19 protein-coding genes and 1 pseudogene are annotated in these 20,372 nt (G+C 53.1%); 5 read left to right on the top strand and 15 right to left on the bottom strand.

From position 1 onward, the window contains the following. Window positions 1–100: 100 nt before the first annotated feature. Window positions 101–355 (bottom strand): cell division activator CedA, encoded by a 255-nt coding sequence (gene cedA, locus V6E55_RS05540; RefSeq protein WP_071845469.1) that lies wholly within the window; start codon window positions 353–355, stop codon window positions 101–103. A gap of 188 nt (window positions 356–543) precedes the next feature. Between cedA and katE the strand changes: the two genes are divergently transcribed. Further along, the gene (gene katE / locus V6E55_RS05535) at window positions 544–2,793 is read left to right on the top strand and encodes a catalase HPII (RefSeq protein WP_316942337.1); all 2,250 of its coding nucleotides are present in this window, start codon (window positions 544–546) and stop codon (window positions 2,791–2,793) included. A 39-nt stretch (window positions 2,794–2,832) separates the two neighbouring features. Here katE and chbG read toward each other — a convergent pair whose 3' ends face one another. From chbG to osmE, 7 genes and pseudogenes are all read right to left on the bottom strand, one after another. After that, on the bottom strand, window positions 2,833–3,591 hold the full coding sequence (chbG, locus tag V6E55_RS05530; RefSeq protein WP_114978100.1) for a chitin disaccharide deacetylase: 759 nt from the start codon (window positions 3,589–3,591) through the stop codon (window positions 2,833–2,835). A gap of 11 nt (window positions 3,592–3,602) precedes the next feature. Further along, a complete protein-coding gene (locus tag V6E55_RS05525; RefSeq protein ID WP_028017213.1) occupies window positions 3,603–4,958 on the bottom strand; it encodes a 6-phospho-beta-glucosidase in 1,356 nt (451 codons plus the stop codon). A 110-nt stretch (window positions 4,959–5,068) separates the two neighbouring features. Continuing rightward, window positions 5,069–5,905 (bottom strand): annotated as a pseudogene (gene chbR, locus V6E55_RS05520) (transcriptional regulator ChbR); the annotation flags it as partial. 11 nt (window positions 5,906–5,916) lie between these two features. After that, complete coding sequence (gene chbA / locus V6E55_RS05515; RefSeq protein ID WP_028017211.1) at window positions 5,917–6,264, bottom strand: PTS N,N'-diacetylchitobiose transporter subunit IIA; 348 nt, start codon at window positions 6,262–6,264, stop codon at window positions 5,917–5,919. A 47-nt stretch (window positions 6,265–6,311) separates the two neighbouring features. Beyond that, window positions 6,312–7,670, bottom strand: coding sequence for a PTS N,N'-diacetylchitobiose transporter subunit IIC (gene chbC / locus V6E55_RS05510; protein ID WP_028017210.1), 1,359 nt, complete (start codon window positions 7,668–7,670; stop codon window positions 6,312–6,314). A gap of 79 nt (window positions 7,671–7,749) precedes the next feature. Beyond that, window positions 7,750–8,067 (bottom strand): PTS N,N'-diacetylchitobiose transporter subunit IIB, encoded by a 318-nt coding sequence (gene chbB / locus V6E55_RS05505; protein ID WP_014883474.1) that lies wholly within the window; start codon window positions 8,065–8,067, stop codon window positions 7,750–7,752. A 284-nt stretch (window positions 8,068–8,351) separates the two neighbouring features. Beyond that, complete coding sequence (gene osmE / locus V6E55_RS05500; RefSeq protein WP_008500677.1) at window positions 8,352–8,693, bottom strand: osmotically-inducible lipoprotein OsmE; 342 nt, start codon at window positions 8,691–8,693, stop codon at window positions 8,352–8,354. A 232-nt stretch (window positions 8,694–8,925) separates the two neighbouring features. On the opposite strand from osmE, the gene nadE reads away from it, so the two are divergent. Both nadE and cho read left to right on the top strand, forming a co-directional pair. Further along, window positions 8,926–9,753 carry an ammonia-dependent NAD(+) synthetase gene (gene nadE, locus V6E55_RS05495; protein ID WP_114978102.1) on the top strand — a complete coding sequence of 276 codons (828 nt, stop codon included), beginning with the start codon at window positions 8,926–8,928 and terminating at the stop codon, window positions 9,751–9,753. A 116-nt stretch (window positions 9,754–9,869) separates the two neighbouring features. After that, window positions 9,870–10,748 (top strand): excinuclease Cho, encoded by an 879-nt coding sequence (gene cho / locus V6E55_RS05490; protein ID WP_114978103.1) that lies wholly within the window; start codon window positions 9,870–9,872, stop codon window positions 10,746–10,748. Here the strand turns inward: cho and ves are convergent. The 7 genes from ves to astC all read right to left on the bottom strand — a co-directional run bounded on the left by ves (window position 10,717) and on the right by astC (window position 18,437). Beyond that, entirely contained in the window at window positions 10,717–11,283 is a 567-nt protein-coding gene (gene ves, locus V6E55_RS05485; protein WP_129996053.1) for an environmental stress-induced protein Ves, read from the bottom strand. The two genes, cho and ves, sit on opposite strands and share 32 nt — an antisense overlap. 297 nt (window positions 11,284–11,580) lie before the next feature. Next, a complete protein-coding gene (gene spy / locus V6E55_RS05480; RefSeq protein WP_129996054.1) occupies window positions 11,581–12,075 on the bottom strand; it encodes an ATP-independent periplasmic protein-refolding chaperone Spy in 495 nt (164 codons plus the stop codon). Window positions 12,076–12,413: 338 nt separating this feature from the next. Beyond that, window positions 12,414–13,379, bottom strand: a complete 966-nt coding sequence (astE, locus tag V6E55_RS05475) for a succinylglutamate desuccinylase (RefSeq protein ID WP_316942336.1) — start codon at window positions 13,377–13,379, stop codon at window positions 12,414–12,416. A gap of 10 nt (window positions 13,380–13,389) precedes the next feature. Next, window positions 13,390–14,715: an N-succinylarginine dihydrolase gene (gene astB / locus V6E55_RS05470; RefSeq protein ID WP_114978107.1), complete on the bottom strand. Its 1,326-nt coding sequence runs from the start codon at window positions 14,713–14,715 to the stop codon at window positions 13,390–13,392. After that, complete coding sequence (gene astD, locus V6E55_RS05465; RefSeq protein WP_316942335.1) at window positions 14,702–16,189, bottom strand: succinylglutamate-semialdehyde dehydrogenase; 1,488 nt, start codon at window positions 16,187–16,189, stop codon at window positions 14,702–14,704. The genes astB and astD overlap by 14 nt, the downstream gene beginning before the upstream one ends. After that, the gene (gene astA, locus V6E55_RS05460) at window positions 16,186–17,220 is read right to left on the bottom strand and encodes an arginine N-succinyltransferase (RefSeq protein ID WP_114978109.1); all 1,035 of its coding nucleotides are present in this window, start codon (window positions 17,218–17,220) and stop codon (window positions 16,186–16,188) included. The genes astD and astA overlap by 4 nt, the downstream gene beginning before the upstream one ends. After that, entirely contained in the window at window positions 17,217–18,437 is a 1,221-nt protein-coding gene (astC, locus tag V6E55_RS05455) for a succinylornithine/acetylornithine transaminase (protein WP_114978110.1), read from the bottom strand. The genes astA and astC overlap by 4 nt, the downstream gene beginning before the upstream one ends. Window positions 18,438–18,870: 433 nt before the next feature. Here astC and xthA point away from each other — a divergent pair, with 433 nt between their 5' ends. Together xthA and V6E55_RS05445 are read left to right on the top strand one after the other, a co-directional pair. After that, window positions 18,871–19,677 (top strand): exodeoxyribonuclease III, encoded by an 807-nt coding sequence (gene xthA, locus V6E55_RS05450; RefSeq protein ID WP_114978111.1) that lies wholly within the window; start codon window positions 18,871–18,873, stop codon window positions 19,675–19,677. 6 nt (window positions 19,678–19,683) lie between these two features. After that, a complete protein-coding gene (locus V6E55_RS05445) occupies window positions 19,684–20,367 on the top strand; it encodes a TVP38/TMEM64 family protein (RefSeq protein WP_316942334.1) in 684 nt (227 codons plus the stop codon). Window positions 20,368–20,372 lie beyond the last annotated feature (5 nt).

Here is a 20,372-nt window from a genome sequence, read left to right as displayed (position 1 = left end):
TGAGTCCGGTACAATACCGAACTCAGGCCATGTCAGCCGCCAGTTAAGAAAGTGTCCAATATATGGGGTTCACTTCATGATGGCGGTTTTTTTATAGCTGTTATTCTTCAACCTCTTCATCCTGGCGGATCTGCATCGCCCACCGTTGCGCGGATTCCGGCACTGTAAAAGTAGGTGAACGACGGAAATGTTCGCCGATCAGGACAAACGCAACATATTTCCCCCGCAACTGCCAGACGTCGCGAAAACCCTCCACTTTCAGGGCATGGTCAGGCGGCGCGGGTTCAACGCGGGGCACATAGCTAATAACCTGGCGGTTTTGTTGACGAAGAGGTTTCATAAGCGGCTGGTTCACTAAAACAAATTCTTGAAGCAGGAAAATTCTATGATAGCCGATCCTGCTACCTTCCGTCGCGCTCCGAGTGGGTGAGATGACTCCTTTCGTTAATGGCGGTATGTGAAAACTCTTAGTTAGCAAACCATCCTGCGACATTATCCTATCCTTAAAAGGTCTTTTAGCAATGAATCAAGGAGAATCGTGCAATGTCGAACAAAGATAAAACACATCTATCACCGATTCATGGCACTGAAGAATCTCAACCGGGGATGGACTCTCTCGCCCCTGCTGACGGCTCTCACCGCCCCTCACCCGGCCCTTCTGCCCCAGGCGAACAACCTACCGCACCGGGAAGCATAAAATCACCGGACACGGGAAATGAGAAGCTGAAATCTCTTGAGCCACACCGTAAAGGCGGAGAAGGTTTTGCGCTCACCACCAATCAGGGGGTGCGCATTGCTGACGATCAGAACTCCCTCCGCGCAGGCGCACGTGGGCCGACCCTTCTGGAAGATTTTATCCTGCGGGAAAAAATCACCCATTTTGACCACGAACGGATACCGGAACGCATCGTCCACGCCCGCGGTTTCGCGGCACACGGCTACTTTCAGCCCTATAAGAGTCTGAAAGCGATCACCAAAGCGGATTTCCTCTCCGACCCGGATAAAATCACACCGGTGTTTGTACGTTTCTCCACCGTGCAGGGTGGCGCGGGTTCGGCAGACACCGTCAGAGATATCCGCGGCTTTGCCACTAAATTTTATACCGAAGAGGGTATTTTCGATCTGGTGGGCAATAACACCCCGGTGTTCTTCATTCAGGATGCGCATAAATTTCCTGACTTTGTCCATGCGGTAAAACCGGAGCCCCACTGGGCCATACCGCAGGGACAAAGTGCGCACGACACCTTCTGGGACTATGTCTCCCTACAGCCTGAAACATTACACAACGTGATGTGGGCGATGTCAGACAGGGGCATTCCGCGCAGTTATCGTACGATGGAGGGATTTGGCATCCATACCTTCCGTCTGATCAACGCCGAAGGTAAAGCCACGTTTGTCCGTTTCCACTGGAAGCCTGTGGCGGGTAAAGCCTCGCTGGTGTGGGACGAAGCGCAGAAGCTGACCGGACGCGATCCGGACTTCCATCGCCGTGAGCTGTGGGAGTCCATTGAAGCGGGTGATTTCCCGGAGTATGAACTTGGCCTGCAACTCATTCCGGAAGAGGACGAATGTAAATTCGATTTCGATCTCCTTGACCCGACGAAGCTGATCCCGGAAGAGCTAGTGCCAGTTCAACTGGTGGGGAAAATGGTGCTCAACCGCAACCCGGATAATTTCTTTACCGAAAACGAACAGGTTGCGTTCCACCCGGGGCACATCGTACCGGGACTGGACTTCACCAACGATCCGCTCTTGCAGGGACGCCTGTTCTCATATACCGATACGCAGATCAGCCGTCTTGGTGGGCCGAATTTCCACGAAATCCCAATAAACCGCCCAACTTGCCCGTACCACAACTTCCAGCGCGACGGGATGCATCGGCAGGATATTGATACTAACCCGGCTAACTATGAGCCAAACTCCATCAACGATAACTGGCCGCGCGAAACCCCTCCCGGGCCGAAACGCGGTGGATTCGAATCGTATCAGGAGCGTATCGATGGTAACAAAATTCGCGAACGCAGCCCCTCGTTCGGCGAGTATTACGCCCACCCTCGCCTGTTCTGGAACAGCCAGACGCCGATAGAGCAACAGCACATTATCGGCGGCTTCAGCTTTGAGCTCAGCAAAGTGGTGCGAACCTACATCCGCGAGCGCGTGGTCGATCAGCTGGCGCATATTGATATTCAGCTTGCTCAGAGCGTGGCGGATAACCTGGGTATTACGCTCACCGATGAGCAACGCAACCTGGCGCCGCCAAAAGCGGTTAATGGGGTGAAAAAAGATCCGTCACTGAGTCTGTATGCAGTTCCGGGTGGCTCATTTAAAGGCCGCGTGGTCGCCATTCTGCTGAATGATAAAACCCGCGCCAGTGATGTGCTGGGAATTATGCAGGCGCTGAAAACCCAGGGCATGCATGCGAAACTGCTTTATTCCCGCATGGGGGAAGTGACCGCCGATGACGGCTCCGTGCTGCCGGTAGCGGCGACCTTTGCCGGTGCGCCATCGCTAACCGTCGATGCGGTAATTGTGCCGTGCGGGGATATTAACAGCCTGCTGACCAACGGTGACGCAGTCTATTACTTGCTGGAAGCCTATAAACATCTTAAACCGATCGCGCTATCCGGTGATGCGCGACAGTTTAAAGCGCAGTTGAAGGTGGCGGATCAGGGTGAGGATGGCATTGTGGAGGGCGATAACGTCGATGACGCGTTTATGACGAAACTGTTTGATTTGCTCGCTGTTCACCGCGTCTGGTCGCGCAGCAGTAAGATTGCCCAGATACCGGCGTAAAAAAATGCCGGGTAAGGCGAAACCGCCCCCCGGCACTTCTTACAGATCCCTGAACGTTCCCAACCGATATCCGCGCTCGGCAACCGCGTACTTCAGCGATGCCGACGTCAGCACATCCAGTTCCGCCAGTCTTGGCCAGCAGTAGGCGCTCTTGCGTACCGTGTTATCAACAAAAGCAGGGTGCGCCATCACTTCCACCGACTTTTCACCTCGGGCGGCCGAATCATCCAGCACTTTCAGGAATAGTGCTTCACTGATCTCTTCGCCGTAAAACGCACTACTGAATCCGTCCGTTGTGGGCACAGAGAAGAATGACAAGCCGTGCAGTACCTGCACGTCACGATCCACACGCATTGCTACCCCTTTGCGTCGCGCAAACTCTGCGACAATTGGGAAAATTGCCGGGATCATATGCACGTGATGGTGACTGTCTATGTGCGTCGGCTCCTTGCCAAACACATCAACAAAGCGGTTGAACTGACAGTCCAGCTCACGGGTAATTTCTTCGAGCGGCAGAGCATCCTGCTCCGCCAGTTCCCAAATCCACTTACCCAGCTGTCCGTCGCGAGTCAGACCTGGCATCTGCGAAAGCGGCATCCCAAGTGTCAACACAAAGTGCATGCCGACGCCCAGTGCCGGAACGTCGCGGCTCAACTGCGCCGCGTGTTCAACCGCTTCACCATTAACCAGTGCCGTTGTAGAGGTTACGATCCCCCGACGGCAGGCTTCAATAATGCCGTAGTTTTGACCTCTGGAGAGACCAAAATCATCAGCATTGACGATCAGCAGGTTTTCCATTGCGCATCCCCTTAACGGTGTTTGAACTTCAGCTTCTCTATTGTTGCAGCAAAGTTCGGCAACCATTTTTCATGCGCCAGAATCATCTCACTGGCCAGTTGCTCCGCATCGCGATCAGAATGAACCAGCGGGCTGAGGTTCAGTGCCAGCAGCACGTCATTAAGCTCACCGCTTAACGCCGCATGACTGGCAGCTACTTCAAATCCTTTGATGGTGTGAATCAGGCCCATGACTTTGTCATCAAAGTGAGTGATGCGCGGATGTGGTTTCGCCCCATCACGCCCCAGAATACAGGTCATCTCGATGGCCCAGTCAGCCGGAATGTTGTCGATATGGCCATGATGCGGCACATTAACGTAATGCTCCGCTTGCTTATCGTTGTAAATGGCATTGATAACTTCACACGCTGCATCGGAGTAATACGCCCCACCGCGCTGCTCCAGCTCTTTCGGTTTGACGTTCAGGTTCGGATCTTTATACAAATCGAACAGCTGCTTCTCCACTTTCTGGACTATCTGAGCACGTGCGCCGCCCTTATAGTACTCGCCCATTTCGATAGCCAGCATCTCTTTCTGCTTAAAGTAGTAAAGCAGGTACGAGCATGGCAGCAGATTCAGCGAGCGGATTAGCCCTTCACTGAACGGCAGGTCAAAGATGTTTTTCACGGACGCCGCGGTCAGGCGGCCGGAAGCCACGCCGTCGAGCAGTTCAGCAAAGCGTGATTTTCCGTTCACAATGACATCTTTGATAAACACCATGTGGTTCAGGCCGAACAGATCGATGGAGAGATCGTCGTTGTCGGTCAGTTCCAGAACGTCGCGGATAAACATCTTCATGCCAATCGGAATATTACAGACGCCGATAAAGCGTTTGAAACCTGTATGGCGATAGACCGCCTCGGTCACCATCCCGGCCGGGTTGGTAAAGTTAATCACCCATGCGTTCGGGCAAATCTCTTCGACATCTTTGATGATGTCGAAAATGACTGGGATGGTACGCAAACCTTTGAACAGGCCGCCCGCGCCGTTGGTCTCTTGTCCCAGATAACCGTGACTCAGTGGAATGCGTTCGTCCAGTTCACGCGCCTTTAACTGACCCACGCGCAGTTGGGTGGTCACGAAGTCAGCATCTTTCAGCGCCAGTCGGCGGTCCAGGGTTTTATGCACGGTTAAAGGCACGCCGGCTTTCTCAACCATGCGCTTGCACAGGTCGAAAATAATATTCAGTTTCTCCTGGCCTTCCTCAACGTCAACCAGCCATAACTCGCTAACCGGTAATTCATGATAACGTTTCAGGAAACCTTCAAGTAATTCCGGGGTATAACTGCTGCCGCCACCAATGGTTACGACTTTTAATTTCTTTTGCATAATATCTCCCTTAGCGTATCAGGTTAATCGCCTGCAAGGTATAGCGTACTCTTCCCGCTATTTGGGCAAGCAATCAAGGCAATATTCGTGGCGGGTAAATCCGCCGAAAGTTAATTAATTACCGTCAAGTTTTTCCGGTAACTGTTCGGGGTGAACGATGTCAATTTCTTAAAGGTTTTAATAAACAGACTGGGGCTACTGTATCCGGATTCGTAAGCAATATCGGTGACAGAATAGTTGGTAATTTCCAGCTGTTTTTTGGCAAAATTAATGCGGATTTCATTAATAATTTGCACTGGTGTTTTACGATAATAACGCTGTGTCGCGCGGGTCAGATATTCCTGCGATTTTCCCGACAGTGAAACCATATTCTCCAGCGCATTTTCACTGAACTGTCCTTTATCGTGCATCAGTTCCACGGTACCGCGCAGCCATTGCGGAACATCATCCGTCACCTGCTGCTCTTCGCGATGATGGCGCAGCCGGTTCATCACATAGAATGTCACCGTTTCAATAAACTCATCAAATTCATTGTCGCGGAAGTTAAGCGAGGCGATAACCGTTTCAATCCAGGTCATAAACTCGTTTTTGACACGATAGACCTGTGATGCCACAAAGCAGAACGGTACCAGCGGCAGATAGTGCTTCTCAAAGAAGCGTCTGCTGACGCCCACATTCAGAATGCGTGTGGCGCCAAATTCGTAGAAGCTCTGGTGATAGGATCCCATCGGCAGGAAGACAAAATCTCCCCGTTCAAGCAGGACGCGCTTACCGTTGATTTCCTGGTAGTAGCGGCCGGTCAGAACAATCGTGAACTCATAGTAGTCATGCTGGTGCAGACCGCTGGCGCTCTCCGTTTTGTTGTAAATGACCACGTGAAAATTCTTGCCATTAAACAGTTGCTGCTCAAGTGCGGTTTTAATTTCCATCGTGCTGACCTCCTGCTGCCTGACCTGACTTACTGCATTTTCTCGTGAAGCTCAATTAACTCCGCCACCAGCTCGCGTGCCAGCATCGACGTCATCAGGTGATCCTGCGCGTGTACCAGCACCAGGCTAACCTTCATCTTCCCTTCCCCCTGGTCACCTTCGATGAGCTTCGTCTGCACCAGGTGCGCTTCATTCAGCGCCGTACGGGACTGATCCATCATGGTTTTCGCGGCGGCGAAATCACCCTGTTTAGCCTGCTTGAGGGCGGCATAGGCCAGGCTGCGGGCTTGTCCGGAATTGATGATGAGCCCCATCACCACTTCTTCGAGATCGTTCTCTGCGCTTTCTTCTGCAACAATACTATCCAAATCTAACATGTTTAAGCTCCTTGTGGCTGGCGCGGGTTTCCCCGCGCCGGTCAATCTTAGAATTTCAGTGAGAGGGCAATATCCTCTTCGCTCTCTTCTTCATCAATGATGGTTGCTGCTTTGTTCGCAATCGCCACGAATGGCATGTAAAGCAGTGTTGCAATCCCGAGGTTGAATATCGCCAGCAGGAAGGCCGCCACGCTACCGTTGGTGTTGAAAAACGCGCCCAGACCCGCCGGCATTGTCCATGGTGCAATGTTGGTGATGGGTGGAATGATCCCCATGTAATAGGCTGTCAGGGTAATAGCTGCCAGCAGAGGCTGAATCAGAATGAACGGGATGAACATCACCGGGTTCATGATGATTGGCAGACCAAACAGGATCGGTTCGTTAATCTGGAAGATACCTGAAGGCAGCGCCAGTTTGGCCACCTGGCGGTAGTCAGCACGACGAGAGACAATAAAGACCGCGATGATCAGACCCAAGGTCGCCCCGGTACCGCCCAGGAAGATATAGGAGTCAAGCATCGGCTTCGCCCACACATGGAAGGTTTTACCCGCTGCCAGCGCCGCGTCAACGGAGCCGTACTGCTGGTAAAGTGCAACGTTTTCCAGTGCCCATGGGGTCATAATCCCGCTGTCCAGCGCAGCCAGTGCCAGTGAACCATGCACGCCAAAGAACCACAGCAGAGAAGTGAAAATCACATACGCCCAACCGACCACTCCACCCATTGATGCCAGCGGCGTAGAGATAGAGTCCATGATGATCTGATGGAAGTTAGTGCCCCAGTGAGAAAGCGCCCAGGCAATAATCCCCATGATGGAAAGAATAATGAAGCCTGGAATCAACGCGGAAAATGAACGAGAAACCGAAGCCGGAACGCTATCTGGCAAACGGATAACCCAGTTTCGACGAATAATAAAGGTGAACATCTCCGCCACTACCAGCCCGATAACAATACCGGAGATGATATTGGCCCCACCCAGCCAGTTGGCACCCACCGCATACGCCTCACCGACACTGTAAGGAGTCACGGTCATAAATGCGGCAACGGATAATAAACCAGCGGCCAGTGGATCCACTTTCCGCTCTTCTGCCAGCGCCATCCCTATAAAGAAAGGCGCCATCAGCGACATAATACCTAACGTCCCGTTATAGACGTTGCCGCCGATGGCTTTAAAACCGTTAAGGGTTTCAATAGTCGAAGCGTCTAACCGAATTCCTAATGAATAAAAGAAGGAACCTTCACCAAAGCTCAGAAAAACGTTGTTAATTAAAACGAACATTGCCCCGGCCAGCGTCAACGGCATTAATTTAATAAAGCCGTTTTTGATGGCATTAACGTGAGGCTGCTTTCCTATTTTAACAGCAAAAGGAAGGAGTACCTTTTCAAGTGAAGCGATAACTTTACTCATAGGAAAATACCCTTAAATGCCGCAACACAAGTTACGGCGTATTGTTTGTGAAATAACTCTTTGACGGGAAAAATAAAAATTAATTAGCAGCTTTTTTAATGGCTGCCACAGCAGCTTTCAGTACACCTAAACCATCAATCTTGCCGTACAGCCCTGAGTCGATCACTTCGACCGGTTTATTCGGTAACAGTCGTTGAATTTCGGGTAACATATAGGCGATTTGCGGCCCCAGTAAAACGACGTCGGCTTTCTGGCCTTTTTCGCCCGCCAGCGTCTCAGGAAACGCTTCAATCACCACAGGGACTTCATACTTTTCAGCTTGTGCACGCATCTTTGACACCAGAAGCGAGGTTGACATGCCCGCTGAGCAGAACAGGTAAATATGTTTCTTTTCCATCATAATTTCCCTCTTGTATGACTACCTGCCATCTTGCTATCACTCGACTCGCTGTCCCGGCAGACAGGTAGCTTGCGTATTGTTGTTTGTCGTTGGAGTGAGTATACGCAATGGTACAGACAGGAGATAATTCTGAACAGACTCAAATTGTCTCTCATTGACCTGGCTTGTTGACTCCCTTCACATTTCGGGCAAATAATTCGCGCAAAGAAATAAGATTTTTATATGCATAAAAAAACCGACCCGCAGGTCGGTTTGTTAACATCCTCAGGTAAGCAGGGTTGCTACGCCTTAGGAGCTTGCGGATCGGTGTCGTATTCAGCACAGGTCTGATAACCGGAGTTAATCACATGACCGGTATCATCCAGGGCGACAAAGTAGGTCTCTGCCTTACCATCACGTTGACCCAGGATATAGGTCTGGCATGTCCCCTTCGCATGGATCATTGTCACTTCAGAAGAAGGTTTACCGGCAATCGCAGCCACCTGCGAACGGGTCATACCTTTTTTGACATCTTTAACCACCGGCTGTGTGAACTGATCTTTGGTGCGATCATAAGCTGTACACCCTGCCAGCATAGTCAGTACTGCCGCTGCGCTAAGAATTCCCGCTACGTTCTTGTTCATATTCCGTCCTCTTGTTTATCAGCGTGTTATCTAAGCATGGAATAAAAAGTACGATTGTTCAACTTTGTGAATTACGCCAGAGGAATTTCGGAAAATTCTAATAAAACAATGATAACCTGCTAAATCGCCGCAAATTAGCGCACTCAAAACTGTGATCCTTGTCGTTTCTCGCCCAAAGGGTTAGTTTTAGCAGTAAATACTTTCGGTTTATGTTCTGCATACGGAGGGCATGATGGCTCTGCAACAAGAGATTATTCAGGCGCTGGGCGCGAAGCCTGCGATTGACGCACATGAAGAGATCCGCCGCAGCGTGGATTTTTTAAAAGCGTATTTAAAAACGAACCCTTTCTTGAAATCCCTGGTGCTGGGCATCAGCGGGGGCCAGGACTCTACCCTCACCGGTAAACTCTGCCAGATGGCAATTTCAGAGCTTCGCGAAGAGACGGGTGATGAGAAACTGCAGTTTATCGCCGTGCGTCTTCCGTATGGCGTACAGGCAGACGAGCAGGATTGCCAGGATGCCATCACATTCATTCAGCCGGACCGCGTGCTTACCGTGAATATTAAAGGCTCCGTACTGGCAAGCGAGCAGGCGCTGCGCGAAGCCGGCATAGAATTGAGTGATTTTGTTCGTGGGAACGAGAAAGCCCGCGAGCGCATGAAAGCGCAGTACAGCATCGCCGGGATGACCAAAGGTGTAGTTGTTGGAACCGACCATGCGGCAGAAGCGATCACTGGTTTCTTCACCAAATATGGCGACGGCGGCACCGACATCAACCCCATCTTCCGTCTGAACAAGCGTCAGGGTAAGCAACTGCTTGCCGCGCTGGGCTGCCCTGAGCATCTGTATAAGAAAGCGCCAACGGCGGATCTGGAAGACGATCGCCCTTCCCTTCCGGATGAAGCGGCGCTTGGTGTCACCTATGACAACATTGATGATTATCTGGAAGGCAAAAAACTGGATGAAGGTACCGCGAAAATCATCGAAGGCTGGTATCTGAAAACAGAGCACAAGCGTCGCCCGCCAATTACCGTATTCGACGACTTCTGGAAAAAATAAAAGCAAAACGGTAACCCACATTATGTAGACCGGGTAAGGCGAAGCCGCCACCCGGCTCTTTTTTAACCACCACACTCCTGCTACACTGTATACCTGAACAGTATAGGGAGTGGTATGTGAGCAGGCGTCAATCCGCCCCGCGTCTTGAGTTTGAAGCGGCGGCTATCTACGAATATCCCGAGCACCTTCGCCCATGGCTGGAAGCATTGCCTAAACAGCCAGGTGTGTACATCTTTCACGGTGAGAGTGACACCCTGCCACTGTACATCGGTAAAAGCGTCAATATTCGCAGCCGAGTATTATCCCATCTCCGTACGCCGGACGAGGCCGCCATGCTGCGCCAGTCACGACGCATTACCTGGGTTCAGACCGCAGGAGAAATGGGCGCGCTGTTGCTTGAAGCCCGACTGATCAAAGAGCAACAACCGCTGTTCAATAAACGCTTGCGCCGCAATCGTCAGCTTTGCTCCCTGCAGATAACCGCGGGCAAACCGCAGATTGTCTACGCACGTGAAGTCGACTTTTCACATGCCCCAAATCTCTACGGCTTATTCGCAAATAAACGTGCGGCACTTCAGGCTCTGCAAACGCTGGCGGATGATTTACAGCTTTGTTACAGCCTGTTGGGGCTGGAGGCAACCACCCGTGGGCGCGCCTGTTTCCGAGCTGCGCTGAAGCGCTGCGCAGGTGCTTGCTGTGGGAAAGAAAGCGTTGAGGAACATCATGCCCGGCTTCTCAGCGGGCTGGCGGCCATCAGTGTCGCCTGCTGGCCGTGGGAAAGTGCCGTTGCACTAAAGGAAGTGGGTGAAGCGATGACCCAGTATCACATCATCAATAACTGGCTTTGGCTGGGCGCCGTTGACAATATAAACGACGCAGCAACCTTGTTACGCACACCCGCCGGATTCGATCAAGACGGCTACAAGATACTCTGTAAGCCGGTATTAACCGGCAAATATGAGATCATTGTGCTGAGTGACCCGGCAGCCAGTTAATTTCACTGAACAATAAGGTGCCCTCAGACTCTAGCAGACGGAGTGTATGGGTGCCCTCTTCCCAGAATGCTCCCTGATCGGCCGTCAGCAATTTATCACCCAACTGCCACGCGCCACTTAACACGAACACCACGCCGCCCCGGGAACCAAAGGTGGTAAAAGTACGGTCAGCAACACGAACTTTTGCCTGACAGCAATCGCGCCGGGTCATGATGTTGAAATCCATTGCCATCTTTCCATCCGCAAGCAGTGCTTTTACCGGTAGATCGCCAGGAAAGCTGTAAGGCTTATGCTGTTTCAGGGTATGGCAGAACGCCTGACCTGCATCCAGCGTCACCTCCCCCCCTTCCAGTAACGTAATCACCCGATCAACACCGGGAAAAGAGGAGAATTCCCCGTTGCTGGCTATAGTCGCAATACTTGCACGCCAGAAGAAATCCCGCGTCGCGGGAGGAAAACAACAAATTTCTCGCGTTTCGCCAGCACCATTGCGCCAGAGACTGACCGGCATCTTACGGATATCAAAGAACTCCATCACCACTCCTGAATGGCACAATCTGCGCCAGGGCAAGGATATTGCTATCTTTGCTGTCTTGTTTGTTATCGTTAGGGATCCACAGACACAGTATCGGCAGCAGAGCGGGCAGGCATTAACGGAACGTTAATAAAAATTCTAACGTCATGACTCTGCGAGCATTCTCTGAAGCGACTACAGGAGCATACCGCGCCCACGGCGGCAGGCAAGAGGGAAGGAAAGAAAAACCGCCGGTCCTGTCCACAGCGGTAGCGCTTTTGTGGACAGGATCCCGGCGGTCTTAAGATGTTGAACCGATTATTCGGTTGGTGCTGGCATTTTACCTTCCATCGCCGGACGTTCTGTCAGACGCTTCTCAAAATTCGCATTAAATTGTTTTTTCTGTTCCGGGGTCAGAATGTTGTAGATCTTGTTCTGGGTTTCCATGTGAGCCAGCATGCGGGCTTTGTGCTGCGCAGCCATTTTGTCGATCTGCGCTTCAGCTTTCGCCTTATCGAAGCTATCGCTGGCGATGATGTCATGCATCGCGCGACGCTCTTCAAGCGGCGGACGCTTCATTTCGTCGCGCTGACTTTTTCTGATATCGCGGATCTGCTGCTTCTGCGCATCCGTCAGGTTCAGATCTTTGAACATCATCATCTCATTGTGCATACCCGGTTTGCCCTGGTGATGCATCATCATTTTGCCTTCAGTTGGCGCGGCTGTGGTGGTGGTTGTATCTGCGGCGAACGCCATGCTGGTAGCGCCCAGAGCCAGGGTAGAAGCAACAAACAGTGCAGTAAGTTTACGCATAATTTATTTCCTTTCTTTCAGTTTTTCTTCGGCGCTATGCCGTGTTGACGAGATTAACTTTACGGGCTTTATCGTCAATTAGTCAGAGCAACGGTAAAACAATGAAAGTGTAAAAAACAAATTTTCGACAAATATGGAGGAAATAAGGATAAAGCGTGGAGAGTTGCAACAAAAAATAATCAATACGCTGATTTTAAAGAAATTTGATGGAAGTATAACGAAGTAAAGATTAATAATAAAGCAATTCACCAGGAATATTCTGCAAACGAAGTGCTAACGCTTTAATCGTTAAGAAAAGGTTTTTGACTTCCCCCCTCAGAGGATGAGAGGGGAAACACTCAGGAGATTTTTTCCAGCATCAACCCGGCTCGCAAACCAAACGCCACCGACGGGTTAGGAAACAACACATATTCCGTTGCTTTCTGCACTTCATAACGATCCTCGCCATCTTCCGCCAACAGGACACCTTTACGGAATGGAGTGAAGTTAAGCGTGTGTGCGGCCATATGAAGCAGGAAGGCATCGCTGCGGCGTGTGATCTGCTGTACGACCCGATACCGCTCAACGGGCTGATGCACATGCTCGGGGGCTGTTCCTCCCAGCAGTGCCCTAAGGGCGAGATGCGTAGGCGCAAAGCGGGTAAGATCGTTCTCGCCGAACGGGAGGGCTTTTCCCAGTTCCAGCGTACAGGCCAGTGCAGCGAAATGTTCGCAGGTAAAATGGGTAAACGTTCCGCCCGGTGACTGATGAAAGACTAACGCCTCCAGCCCGGCGTCCCCCAGCCAGCTCAGGAACGCTTCATCCCACGGCTGATTACGCTGTGGCAGAACACCAAAGCGAACATGGTAAGACGCGCGGATCGCCGTATGCAGATCAAGATGCCAGCGCGCAGGCCCCGCAGCGGCAAAAAACGCGCTCACGACCTTCTCCAGCCACTCTGCCCGCGCCGTTTCGTCACTCTGTGGAAACTGCGAGCAGCGGCCACCAAACATACGGTTAATATCACTCACCAGATACCGTTTGTTTTGTGCCAGCGCTGGCGGGTTGCCGAGCACCACCAGCACACGACAATTAAGGGTGATATCTCCGCGATACAACGCGCGCAACAGCAGATCGACAATCTCAACGGGTGCCGTTTCATTCCCATGAATCCCCGTTGAAAGCAGCAGTGACAGATCGCTTTTTGCAGTCGGCGTCAGCTCAAGCACTCCGCGCCCCAACCAGCGCCAGTGGAATGAGGGGCCCTCCCCCTCACTCTGCTCAGGCGTTTCATCAGCCAGGGTCAGCGCCAGTAGATTTTCCATACTCACTCCTTTAGCGCTGGAACGGATAAACCGATCCCAGTTGCAGGATTGATGTCAACGCGTCGAGCGCCTCACGACCTTCGCGCAGCAGCTGAGGGTCGACCAGGTCGGCCTGCGTTAACCGGTCACGATAGTAACGATCCACCCAGTCGTTCAGGGTGTTAAACAGCGTCTCGTTCATCATCACTGCCGGGTTAACGGCCTGCATTTCATTCTGCGTCAGTACCACGCGCAGGCGCAGACAGGCTGGCCCACCACCGTTGGCCATACTTTCACGCAGATCAAAGACGCGCAGTTCGTCAATTGGGTTATCAGCCTTAACCAGCTCTGACAGATAACGCCACACCCCTTTATGATCCCGGGACTCCTGCGGCAGCACCAGCATCATGCTGCCATCGTCACGGCTCAACAACTGGCTGTTGAAGAGATAGGTTTCCACTGCATCCTGCACGCTGACCGCCTGCGTAGGCACCTGGATCGGCATAAAACCCGGCACACGTTCATGCAACGTAGCGAGCAGCTTCTCCTGATGGGCAAACGCCTGCTCATGGCAGAACAGTACCTGGCGGTTGGAGACAGCAATCACGTCGTTGTGGAACACACCCTGGTCGATCACCTGCGGATTTTGCTGAGCAAAAATCACCTGCGAAGGATTGACCTGATTCAGGCGGGCAACTGCCTGACTCGCCGCCAGTGTCTGACGGGCCGGATAGCGAACGGGTTCGGAATGACCGCCCTCTTCACGCCCGTAGATAAACAACTGCACACCGGGGTCGCCATAATCGCCCCCCAGGCGGTTATGGTTGGCAGCCCCTTCATCGCCAAACATCGCCACCTGTGGCAGAGCCTGATGCACCGCAAAATGAGCGTCATGACTGAAAATAGCGCGCAGTACGCGCTCGGTGGTTTCCGCTTCAGTGGCGCGGTGGAATTTGTTATTCAGGTTCGCCACCGTCAAATGGACTTTGCCATCCAGTGTATCGGCAGACGGTGCGACGGTTGCCGCATTTGCCACCCACATTGATGAGGCAGAACTTGCCGCAGAGAGCAGATGCGGTGTCTGTGTACCTGCTTTTTCAACCACCTGCTCATCGCTGCCGGAGAAACCAAGTTGACGCAACACTGCCACGTTTGGACGCTCCTGCGGCGGAATAACCGCCTGCGGGAAACCAGCATCCGACAACGCTTTCATTTTCAACAGACCCTGCTTCGCCGCCAGTTTCGGGTTGGAGACCTGAAAACGATGCTTCGTCGAGGCTTCATTACCAAAAGAGAGACCTGCATAGTGGTGCGTCAGCCCCACCAGGCCGTCAAAGTTGACTTCACGCGCTTTCATGACGCTCCCCTCCGGTAAAGTCCAGACCCGGATTGAGCGTTTCAGGCAGCGTCAGGGCCGGGGTCTCCAGGCTCGCCATCGGCCACGCGCAGTAATCAGCGGCATACCACGCGCTGGCGCGATGGTTGCCCGATGCACCCACGCCACCAAACGGTGCAGTGCTCGCCGCACCGGTCAGCGGTTTATTCCAGTTCACAATCCCGGCGCGCGCTTCAAGCAGCAGTTGGTCAAACTTCTCGCGATGAGGAGAAATCAACCCGCTCGACAGGCCATAACGGGTGTTATTGGCCATTGCAATCGCCGCATCAAAATCGTCATAACGCCAGACGCACAACAGCGGACCAAAGACCTCTTCGTCTGGCACGTTGCTCGCACCGCTCATCTCAATAATGCCCGGCGTCAGCAGCGAGGTGCCAGGCTGGACCAGCTTCGGTTCCAGCAAGGTTTTTGCACCACGCGCGACATGATCCTGCCAGGCTTTCAGCACATTTAACGCCGCCTGCTCGGAAATCAGCCCCCCCATAAACGGCTGCGGGTCAGCATCCCACGTTGCGGGTACCAGACGCGCGCTCACCTCAACCAGCCGTTTCAGGAAGGCATCCCCCTGCGCACCACGTTTTACCAGTAAGCGACGGGAACAGGTACAGCGTTGTCCGGCGGTAATAAAGGCGGACTGAATGGTCAGATGCACGGCAGCGTCAATATCGTCAGGGTCTTCAACGATCAGTGGATTGTTACCGCCCATCTCCAGCGCCAGAATTTTTTCCGGCTGCCCCGCCAGTTGGCGATGCAATTGATAGCCCGTTCCGGCGCTGCCGGTAAACAACAGACCATCAATATCGCTCAACGCACTCAACGCCTGACCCGTTTCACGCCCACCCTGCACCAGATTCAGCACACCTGGTGGCAATCCAGCTTGTTCCCACAGCTTCACCACCGCCTCGCCGGTTAATGGCGTGAGCTCACTTGGCTTGAAAATAACGGTATTGCCTGCCAGCAGCGCAGGCACAATGTGGCCATTCGGCAGATGCCCCGGGAAGTTGTACGGACCGAACACCGCCAGCACGCCGTGCGGACGGTGGCGCAGCGTGGCCGCGCCGTCGGGCATCTCGGTGTGCTGCTCGCCGGTACGGGTGTGGTAAGCCTTCACCGAAATGGCAATTTTGTTGATCATCGCCGTCACTTCGGTTGTTGCTTCCCAGCGTGGTTTACTGGTTTCAGACGCGATGATGCGCGTCAGTTCGGCTTTGTTCGCCTCCAGCAAACCGGCAAACTTTTCAACAATGGCCTGACGCACGGCGAAAGGCTGTTTTGCCCACGCCGGAAATGCGCGGCGAGCGGCATGGCAGGCTTGTTCAACCTGCGCGGTACTGGCGTCATTCCCCTTCCAGAGCACCTCTTTTCCTACCGGATTGGTCTTGACTCGCTGTTCGCCTTCACCCGTAACCCAGTCACCGTTAATCCATAATGTCATGCTGTTTTCTCCTCAGGGCAGAGACGCACCAGGCGAACCGTATCGCCGGCGTTACATTTCAGGGCATCCAGTTCTGCAGCCGTCAGCACCAGACGTTCACATTTCGGGTTGGTACGTACCAGCATGGCACGGAAGTTGGTGTAATTCTCATTCGACACCAGACATGCCGGCCAGTCACCCGGTGCGGGCTGACCTTCAGAGACCTCAACCAGTCGACTTTTACGAATCGCACGCACGCGGTCGATATCACACTCAAGCGTAGGCCCGCCGTCAAAGATGTCGACATAATTACGGTAGCGGAAGCCCTCTTTCTCCAGCACTGCGCGGGCTGGCGCGGTTTGCGGATGCACTTCGCCAATCACCGCCTGCGCTTCCGGAGTTAAGAAATGGGTATAGATGGGGTGCTTCGGCATCAACTCGGCGATGAAGGCTTTCTGCCCGGTTCCGCACAGATAGTCTGCCCGGCTGAACTCCATCGAGAAGAAACGTTCGCCCAGGCTTTCCCAGAACGGTGAGTAGCCTTTGTCGTCGATCACGCCGCGCATCTCCGCCACCACCTTTTCGTTAAAGCGATCGCGAAAGGCGGCCATAAACATAAAGCGCGATTTGGAAAGCAGATAGCCGTTGCCCTCTTTGCGCCACGCCGGATCGAGGAACAGCGTGCAGAGCTCGCTGGCGCCCGTATGGTCATTGCAGAGGAACAGCGTCGGCAGCGCGTTATAGACGTTCAGCTCTTTCGAGGCATGAACCATGGTGCCGACGCGGTAGTTGTACCACGGGTCGTTTAACCCAACAGCCACCTCGATGGCGCAAATCCCGGCCACAGCACCGGTGTCGGTATCTTCAAGAACGAACACATAACCCTGTTCGCTTTTTGGCAACGTCCCCTGCCAGGTTTGCAGGGCGCGCTCAATGCGCGCCGACAGTGTTTTTTCATCAGCGGGAAGTGAGGTCAACCCACCTCCCGTCTTACCGGCAAGTTTCATGAGCCCGGCGAGATCGCCGCGCTCAACGGGACGGATGACCATCATGATGACACCCCGGATTTCACATGTTCACAGGCCAGCGCAAAGCGATCTAAACCGGTTTGCACCTCTTCCTGGCTGACAATCAGCGCAGGAGCAAAACGCACCACATTGGCACCGGCGATCAGCACCATCACACCCATTTTTGCGGCTTCCTGCGAAATAAGTTTCGCTTTTCCGGCAAACTCAGCGGTGAGCTCGCAGCCAATTAACAGCCCCAGGCCACGAATTTCTTTGAACAGACCGGTCTTACTGTTGATGGCATTCAGGCGCTCAACAAACCAGTCGTGGCGCTGTTTAACCCCTTTCAACACCTCAGGAGTGTTAATGATGTCGAGAACCTGTCCGGCCACGGCGGTGGCCAGCGGGTTACCGCCGTAAGTGGTGCCATGGGTCCCCACGGTCATCACGCTGGCGAATTTATCGGTGGTCAGCATTGCCCCAATCGGGAAGCCGCCGCCCAGCGCTTTGGCAGTCGAAAGGACGTCCGGCGTTACACCGTAGTGCATGTAGGCATACAGTTCACCAGTACGGCCCACACCCGTTTGCACTTCATCAAAAATCAGTACCGCATTATGACGATCGCACAGTTCGCGCAGCCCCTGCAGGAACGCTTTTTGCGCCGGAAGCACGCCGCCTTCACCCTGCATCGGCTCGACGATCACCGCGCAGGTAGTGTCGTTAATCAACTCGCTTGCAGACTGCAGATCGTTATAGATACCGTGACGAATATCGGGCGGCAGCGGTGCAAAATCCTGCGAGTAAGAAGGCTGACCGCCCGCGCTGACGGTAAAGAGCGTACGACCGTGGAAGGCGTTCTTAAATGCGACAATACCGCTCTTGTGCGTGCCAAACTTGTCGTGTGCATATTTGCGCGCCAGCTTCAGCGCCGCTTCGTTCGCTTCCGCCCCCGAGTTACAGAAAAAGACCTTTTCGGCAAATGTCGCATCGATCAGTTTTTTCGCCAGACGCAGAGCGGGCTCGTTGGTAAACCCGTTACCGGTATGCCAGAACTTCGCCGCCTGGTCGTTCAGTGCCTGACGCAGTGCCGGATGAGCATGGCCCAGCGCGTTCACCGCAATCCCACCTGCAAAGTCGATATACTCTTTACCCTGCTGGTCCCACAGGCGTGAGCCTTCCCCACGAACCGGAATAAAAGCCGCCGGAGCGTATACTGGCATCATCCATTCATCGAAATTTTCACGCGTAATTGACAGAGACATAGCGACCTCATCCGGTAAATAAAAAGTTATTTGAATGTTAAATAATTGAGTGTTTGCACTGTGAATGTAGATTGCAGCCTTCGTGCCAGCCAGCGATAAAAATGCATAAACGGGTTGAGCCAACAGAATATCAATAAGTTACAATATGGAGTTATTCACTGTTATTGCATAAAAAGTGAATATTTTTACGACAAGCGGCGCTTTGCCGCATGAAAATAAGAAAGAGTATGCAGAGGCCAAATATAATTCTGGAATTGTGATCGCTCGCGAAATTTATCTGTCATTTACGCCCTGTTTGAGGGCGAGACGCGTCAGAATGGTGCAAATATTGCACCACTGGCATTATCTGTCGCAGTTATTGGTCAATCCCCGTAACAGTTGACGCAAATTCTGCTACCATCCATGCACTATTCACCTTGCACTGGCAGCGACTATGAAATTTGTCTCTTTTAATATCAACGGCCTGCGTGCCCGCCCTCATCAGCTTGAAGCTATCGTTGAGCAACATCAGCCAGATGTGATCGGCCTGCAGGAGACAAAAGTTCACGACGACATGTTCCCCCTCGAAGAGGTGGCGAAACTCGGCTACAACGTCTTTTATCACGGACAGAAAGGCCACTATGGCGTAGCGCTGCTCACTAAAGCGCCACCGGTATCCGTCCGCCGCGGCTTCCCTGGCGATGGTGAAGAAGCACAGCGTCGCATTATCATGGCGGAAGTGCCTTCTGCACTCGGGAATATCACGGTCATTAACGGTTACTTCCCGCAGGGTGAGAGCCGTGACCACGAGACAAAATTCCCGGCCAAAGCAAAGTTCTACCAGGATCTGCAGGACTACCTGACCACCGAACTGAAAAAAGAGAATCCGGTGCTGATTATGGGCGATATGAATATTAGCCCGACGGATCTCGATATCGGCATTGGGGAAGACAGCCGCAAGCGCTGGTTGCGTACCGGCAAATGTTCTTTCCTGCCGGAAGAGCGTGAGTGGATGGCGCGTCTGCTTGACTGGGGGCTGGTGGATACGTTCCGCAGTGCCAACCCGGAAACACAGGACCGCTTCTCCTGGTTTGACTACCGCTCAAAAGGCTTTGATGACAACCGTGGCCTGCGTATCGATCTGCTGCTGGCCAGCTCGCCACTGGCAGAGCGCTGCATTGAAACCGGTATCGACTACGATATCCGCAGCATGGAAAAACCATCCGATCACGCGCCGGTCTGGGCAAAATTCAAGCTGTAATCACGTGTGAACATTCGAAAAAGACTCTTCCTGTGCGCCCTTCTGGGCGCATTTATTCTGACATTTATCGCGCTTCCTCCGGGCACACTCTCCCTGGATGGAATTAAAACTCACCAGCAGGCGTTACTCTCTCGTGTTGAACACGCGCCGCTACAAAGTGCGCAGATCTTTTTTGCGCTCTATGTGGTGGTTTCCGCCCTGTCGATACCCGGCGCGGCGATACTGACCCTGCTGGGTGGTGCGTTGTTTCCTCTGTGGGAAGGCACCGTACTGGTCTCGTTTGCCTCAACGCTCGGTGCCACACTGGCGATGCTCGCCAGCCGTTATCTGCTGCGCGACTGGGTCCAGCGGCGGTTTGCTCAGCAGATGAAAACGGTGAACGCCGGCATGGCTCATGACGGAGCAGGCTATCTTTTTGCTCTGCGTCTGATGCCGCTGTTCCCGTTTTTTCTGGTGAATTTGCTGATGGGTCTTACCCGCATTGGGCTACGTCGTTACTGGTGGGTCAGCCAGATCGCCATGCTGCCCGCCACGGTTGTCTTTTTGAACGCCGGGCGTGAACTGGGAAAAGTGTCAACGCTGCACGATATTTTGTCGCCGGGTATGGTATTCGCCTTTACACTACTGGGGTTATTGCCGCTGGTCACTCGCCGGCTATTTACCCGTTATACCCCTTCGTCTAAAAAGTGAGGCAT

Origin of the sequence: Enterobacter sp. 342 (assembly GCF_036663495.1) — a bacterium.
In the GTDB taxonomy this organism is placed as follows: Bacteria; Pseudomonadota; Gammaproteobacteria; order Enterobacterales; family Enterobacteriaceae; genus Enterobacter.
The sequence above is the reverse complement of the archived record's forward strand: the minus strand, read 5'-3'. Positions and strand labels throughout refer to the sequence as shown.

Excerpts from the sequence above, each read along its gene's own strand:
- astB (WP_114978107.1), bottom strand. The coding sequence starts at position 14,715 with ATGAAAGCGCGTGAAGTCAACTTTGACGGCCTGGTGGGGCTGACGCAC.
- chbA (WP_028017211.1), bottom strand. The coding sequence starts at position 6,264 with ATGTTAGATTTGGATAGTATTGTTGCAGAAGAAAGCGCAGAGAACGAT.
- katE (WP_316942337.1), top strand. The coding sequence starts at position 544 with ATGTCGAACAAAGATAAAACACATCTATCACCGATTCATGGCACTGAA.
- astE (WP_316942336.1), bottom strand. The coding sequence starts at position 13,379 with ATGGAAAATCTACTGGCGCTGACCCTGGCTGATGAAACGCCTGAGCAG.
- astA (WP_114978109.1), bottom strand. The coding sequence starts at position 17,220 with ATGATGGTCATCCGTCCCGTTGAGCGCGGCGATCTCGCCGGGCTCATG.
- xthA (WP_114978111.1), top strand. The coding sequence starts at position 18,871 with ATGAAATTTGTCTCTTTTAATATCAACGGCCTGCGTGCCCGCCCTCAT.
- chbB (WP_014883474.1), bottom strand. The coding sequence starts at position 8,067 with ATGGAAAAGAAACATATTTACCTGTTCTGCTCAGCGGGCATGTCAACC.
- V6E55_RS05525 (WP_028017213.1), bottom strand. The coding sequence starts at position 4,958 with ATGCAAAAGAAATTAAAAGTCGTAACCATTGGTGGCGGCAGCAGTTAT.
- astD (WP_316942335.1), bottom strand. The coding sequence starts at position 16,189 with ATGACATTATGGATTAACGGTGACTGGGTTACGGGTGAAGGCGAACAG.
- astC (WP_114978110.1), bottom strand. The coding sequence starts at position 18,437 with ATGTCTCTGTCAATTACGCGTGAAAATTTCGATGAATGGATGATGCCA.
- spy (WP_129996054.1), bottom strand. The coding sequence starts at position 12,075 with ATGCGTAAACTTACTGCACTGTTTGTTGCTTCTACCCTGGCTCTGGGC.
- chbC (WP_028017210.1), bottom strand. The coding sequence starts at position 7,670 with ATGAGTAAAGTTATCGCTTCACTTGAAAAGGTACTCCTTCCTTTTGCT.
- osmE (WP_008500677.1), bottom strand. The coding sequence starts at position 8,693 with ATGAACAAGAACGTAGCGGGAATTCTTAGCGCAGCGGCAGTACTGACT.
- nadE (WP_114978102.1), top strand. The coding sequence starts at position 8,926 with ATGGCTCTGCAACAAGAGATTATTCAGGCGCTGGGCGCGAAGCCTGCG.
- ves (WP_129996053.1), bottom strand. The coding sequence starts at position 11,283 with ATGGAGTTCTTTGATATCCGTAAGATGCCGGTCAGTCTCTGGCGCAAT.
- chbG (WP_114978100.1), bottom strand. The coding sequence starts at position 3,591 with ATGGAAAACCTGCTGATCGTCAATGCTGATGATTTTGGTCTCTCCAGA.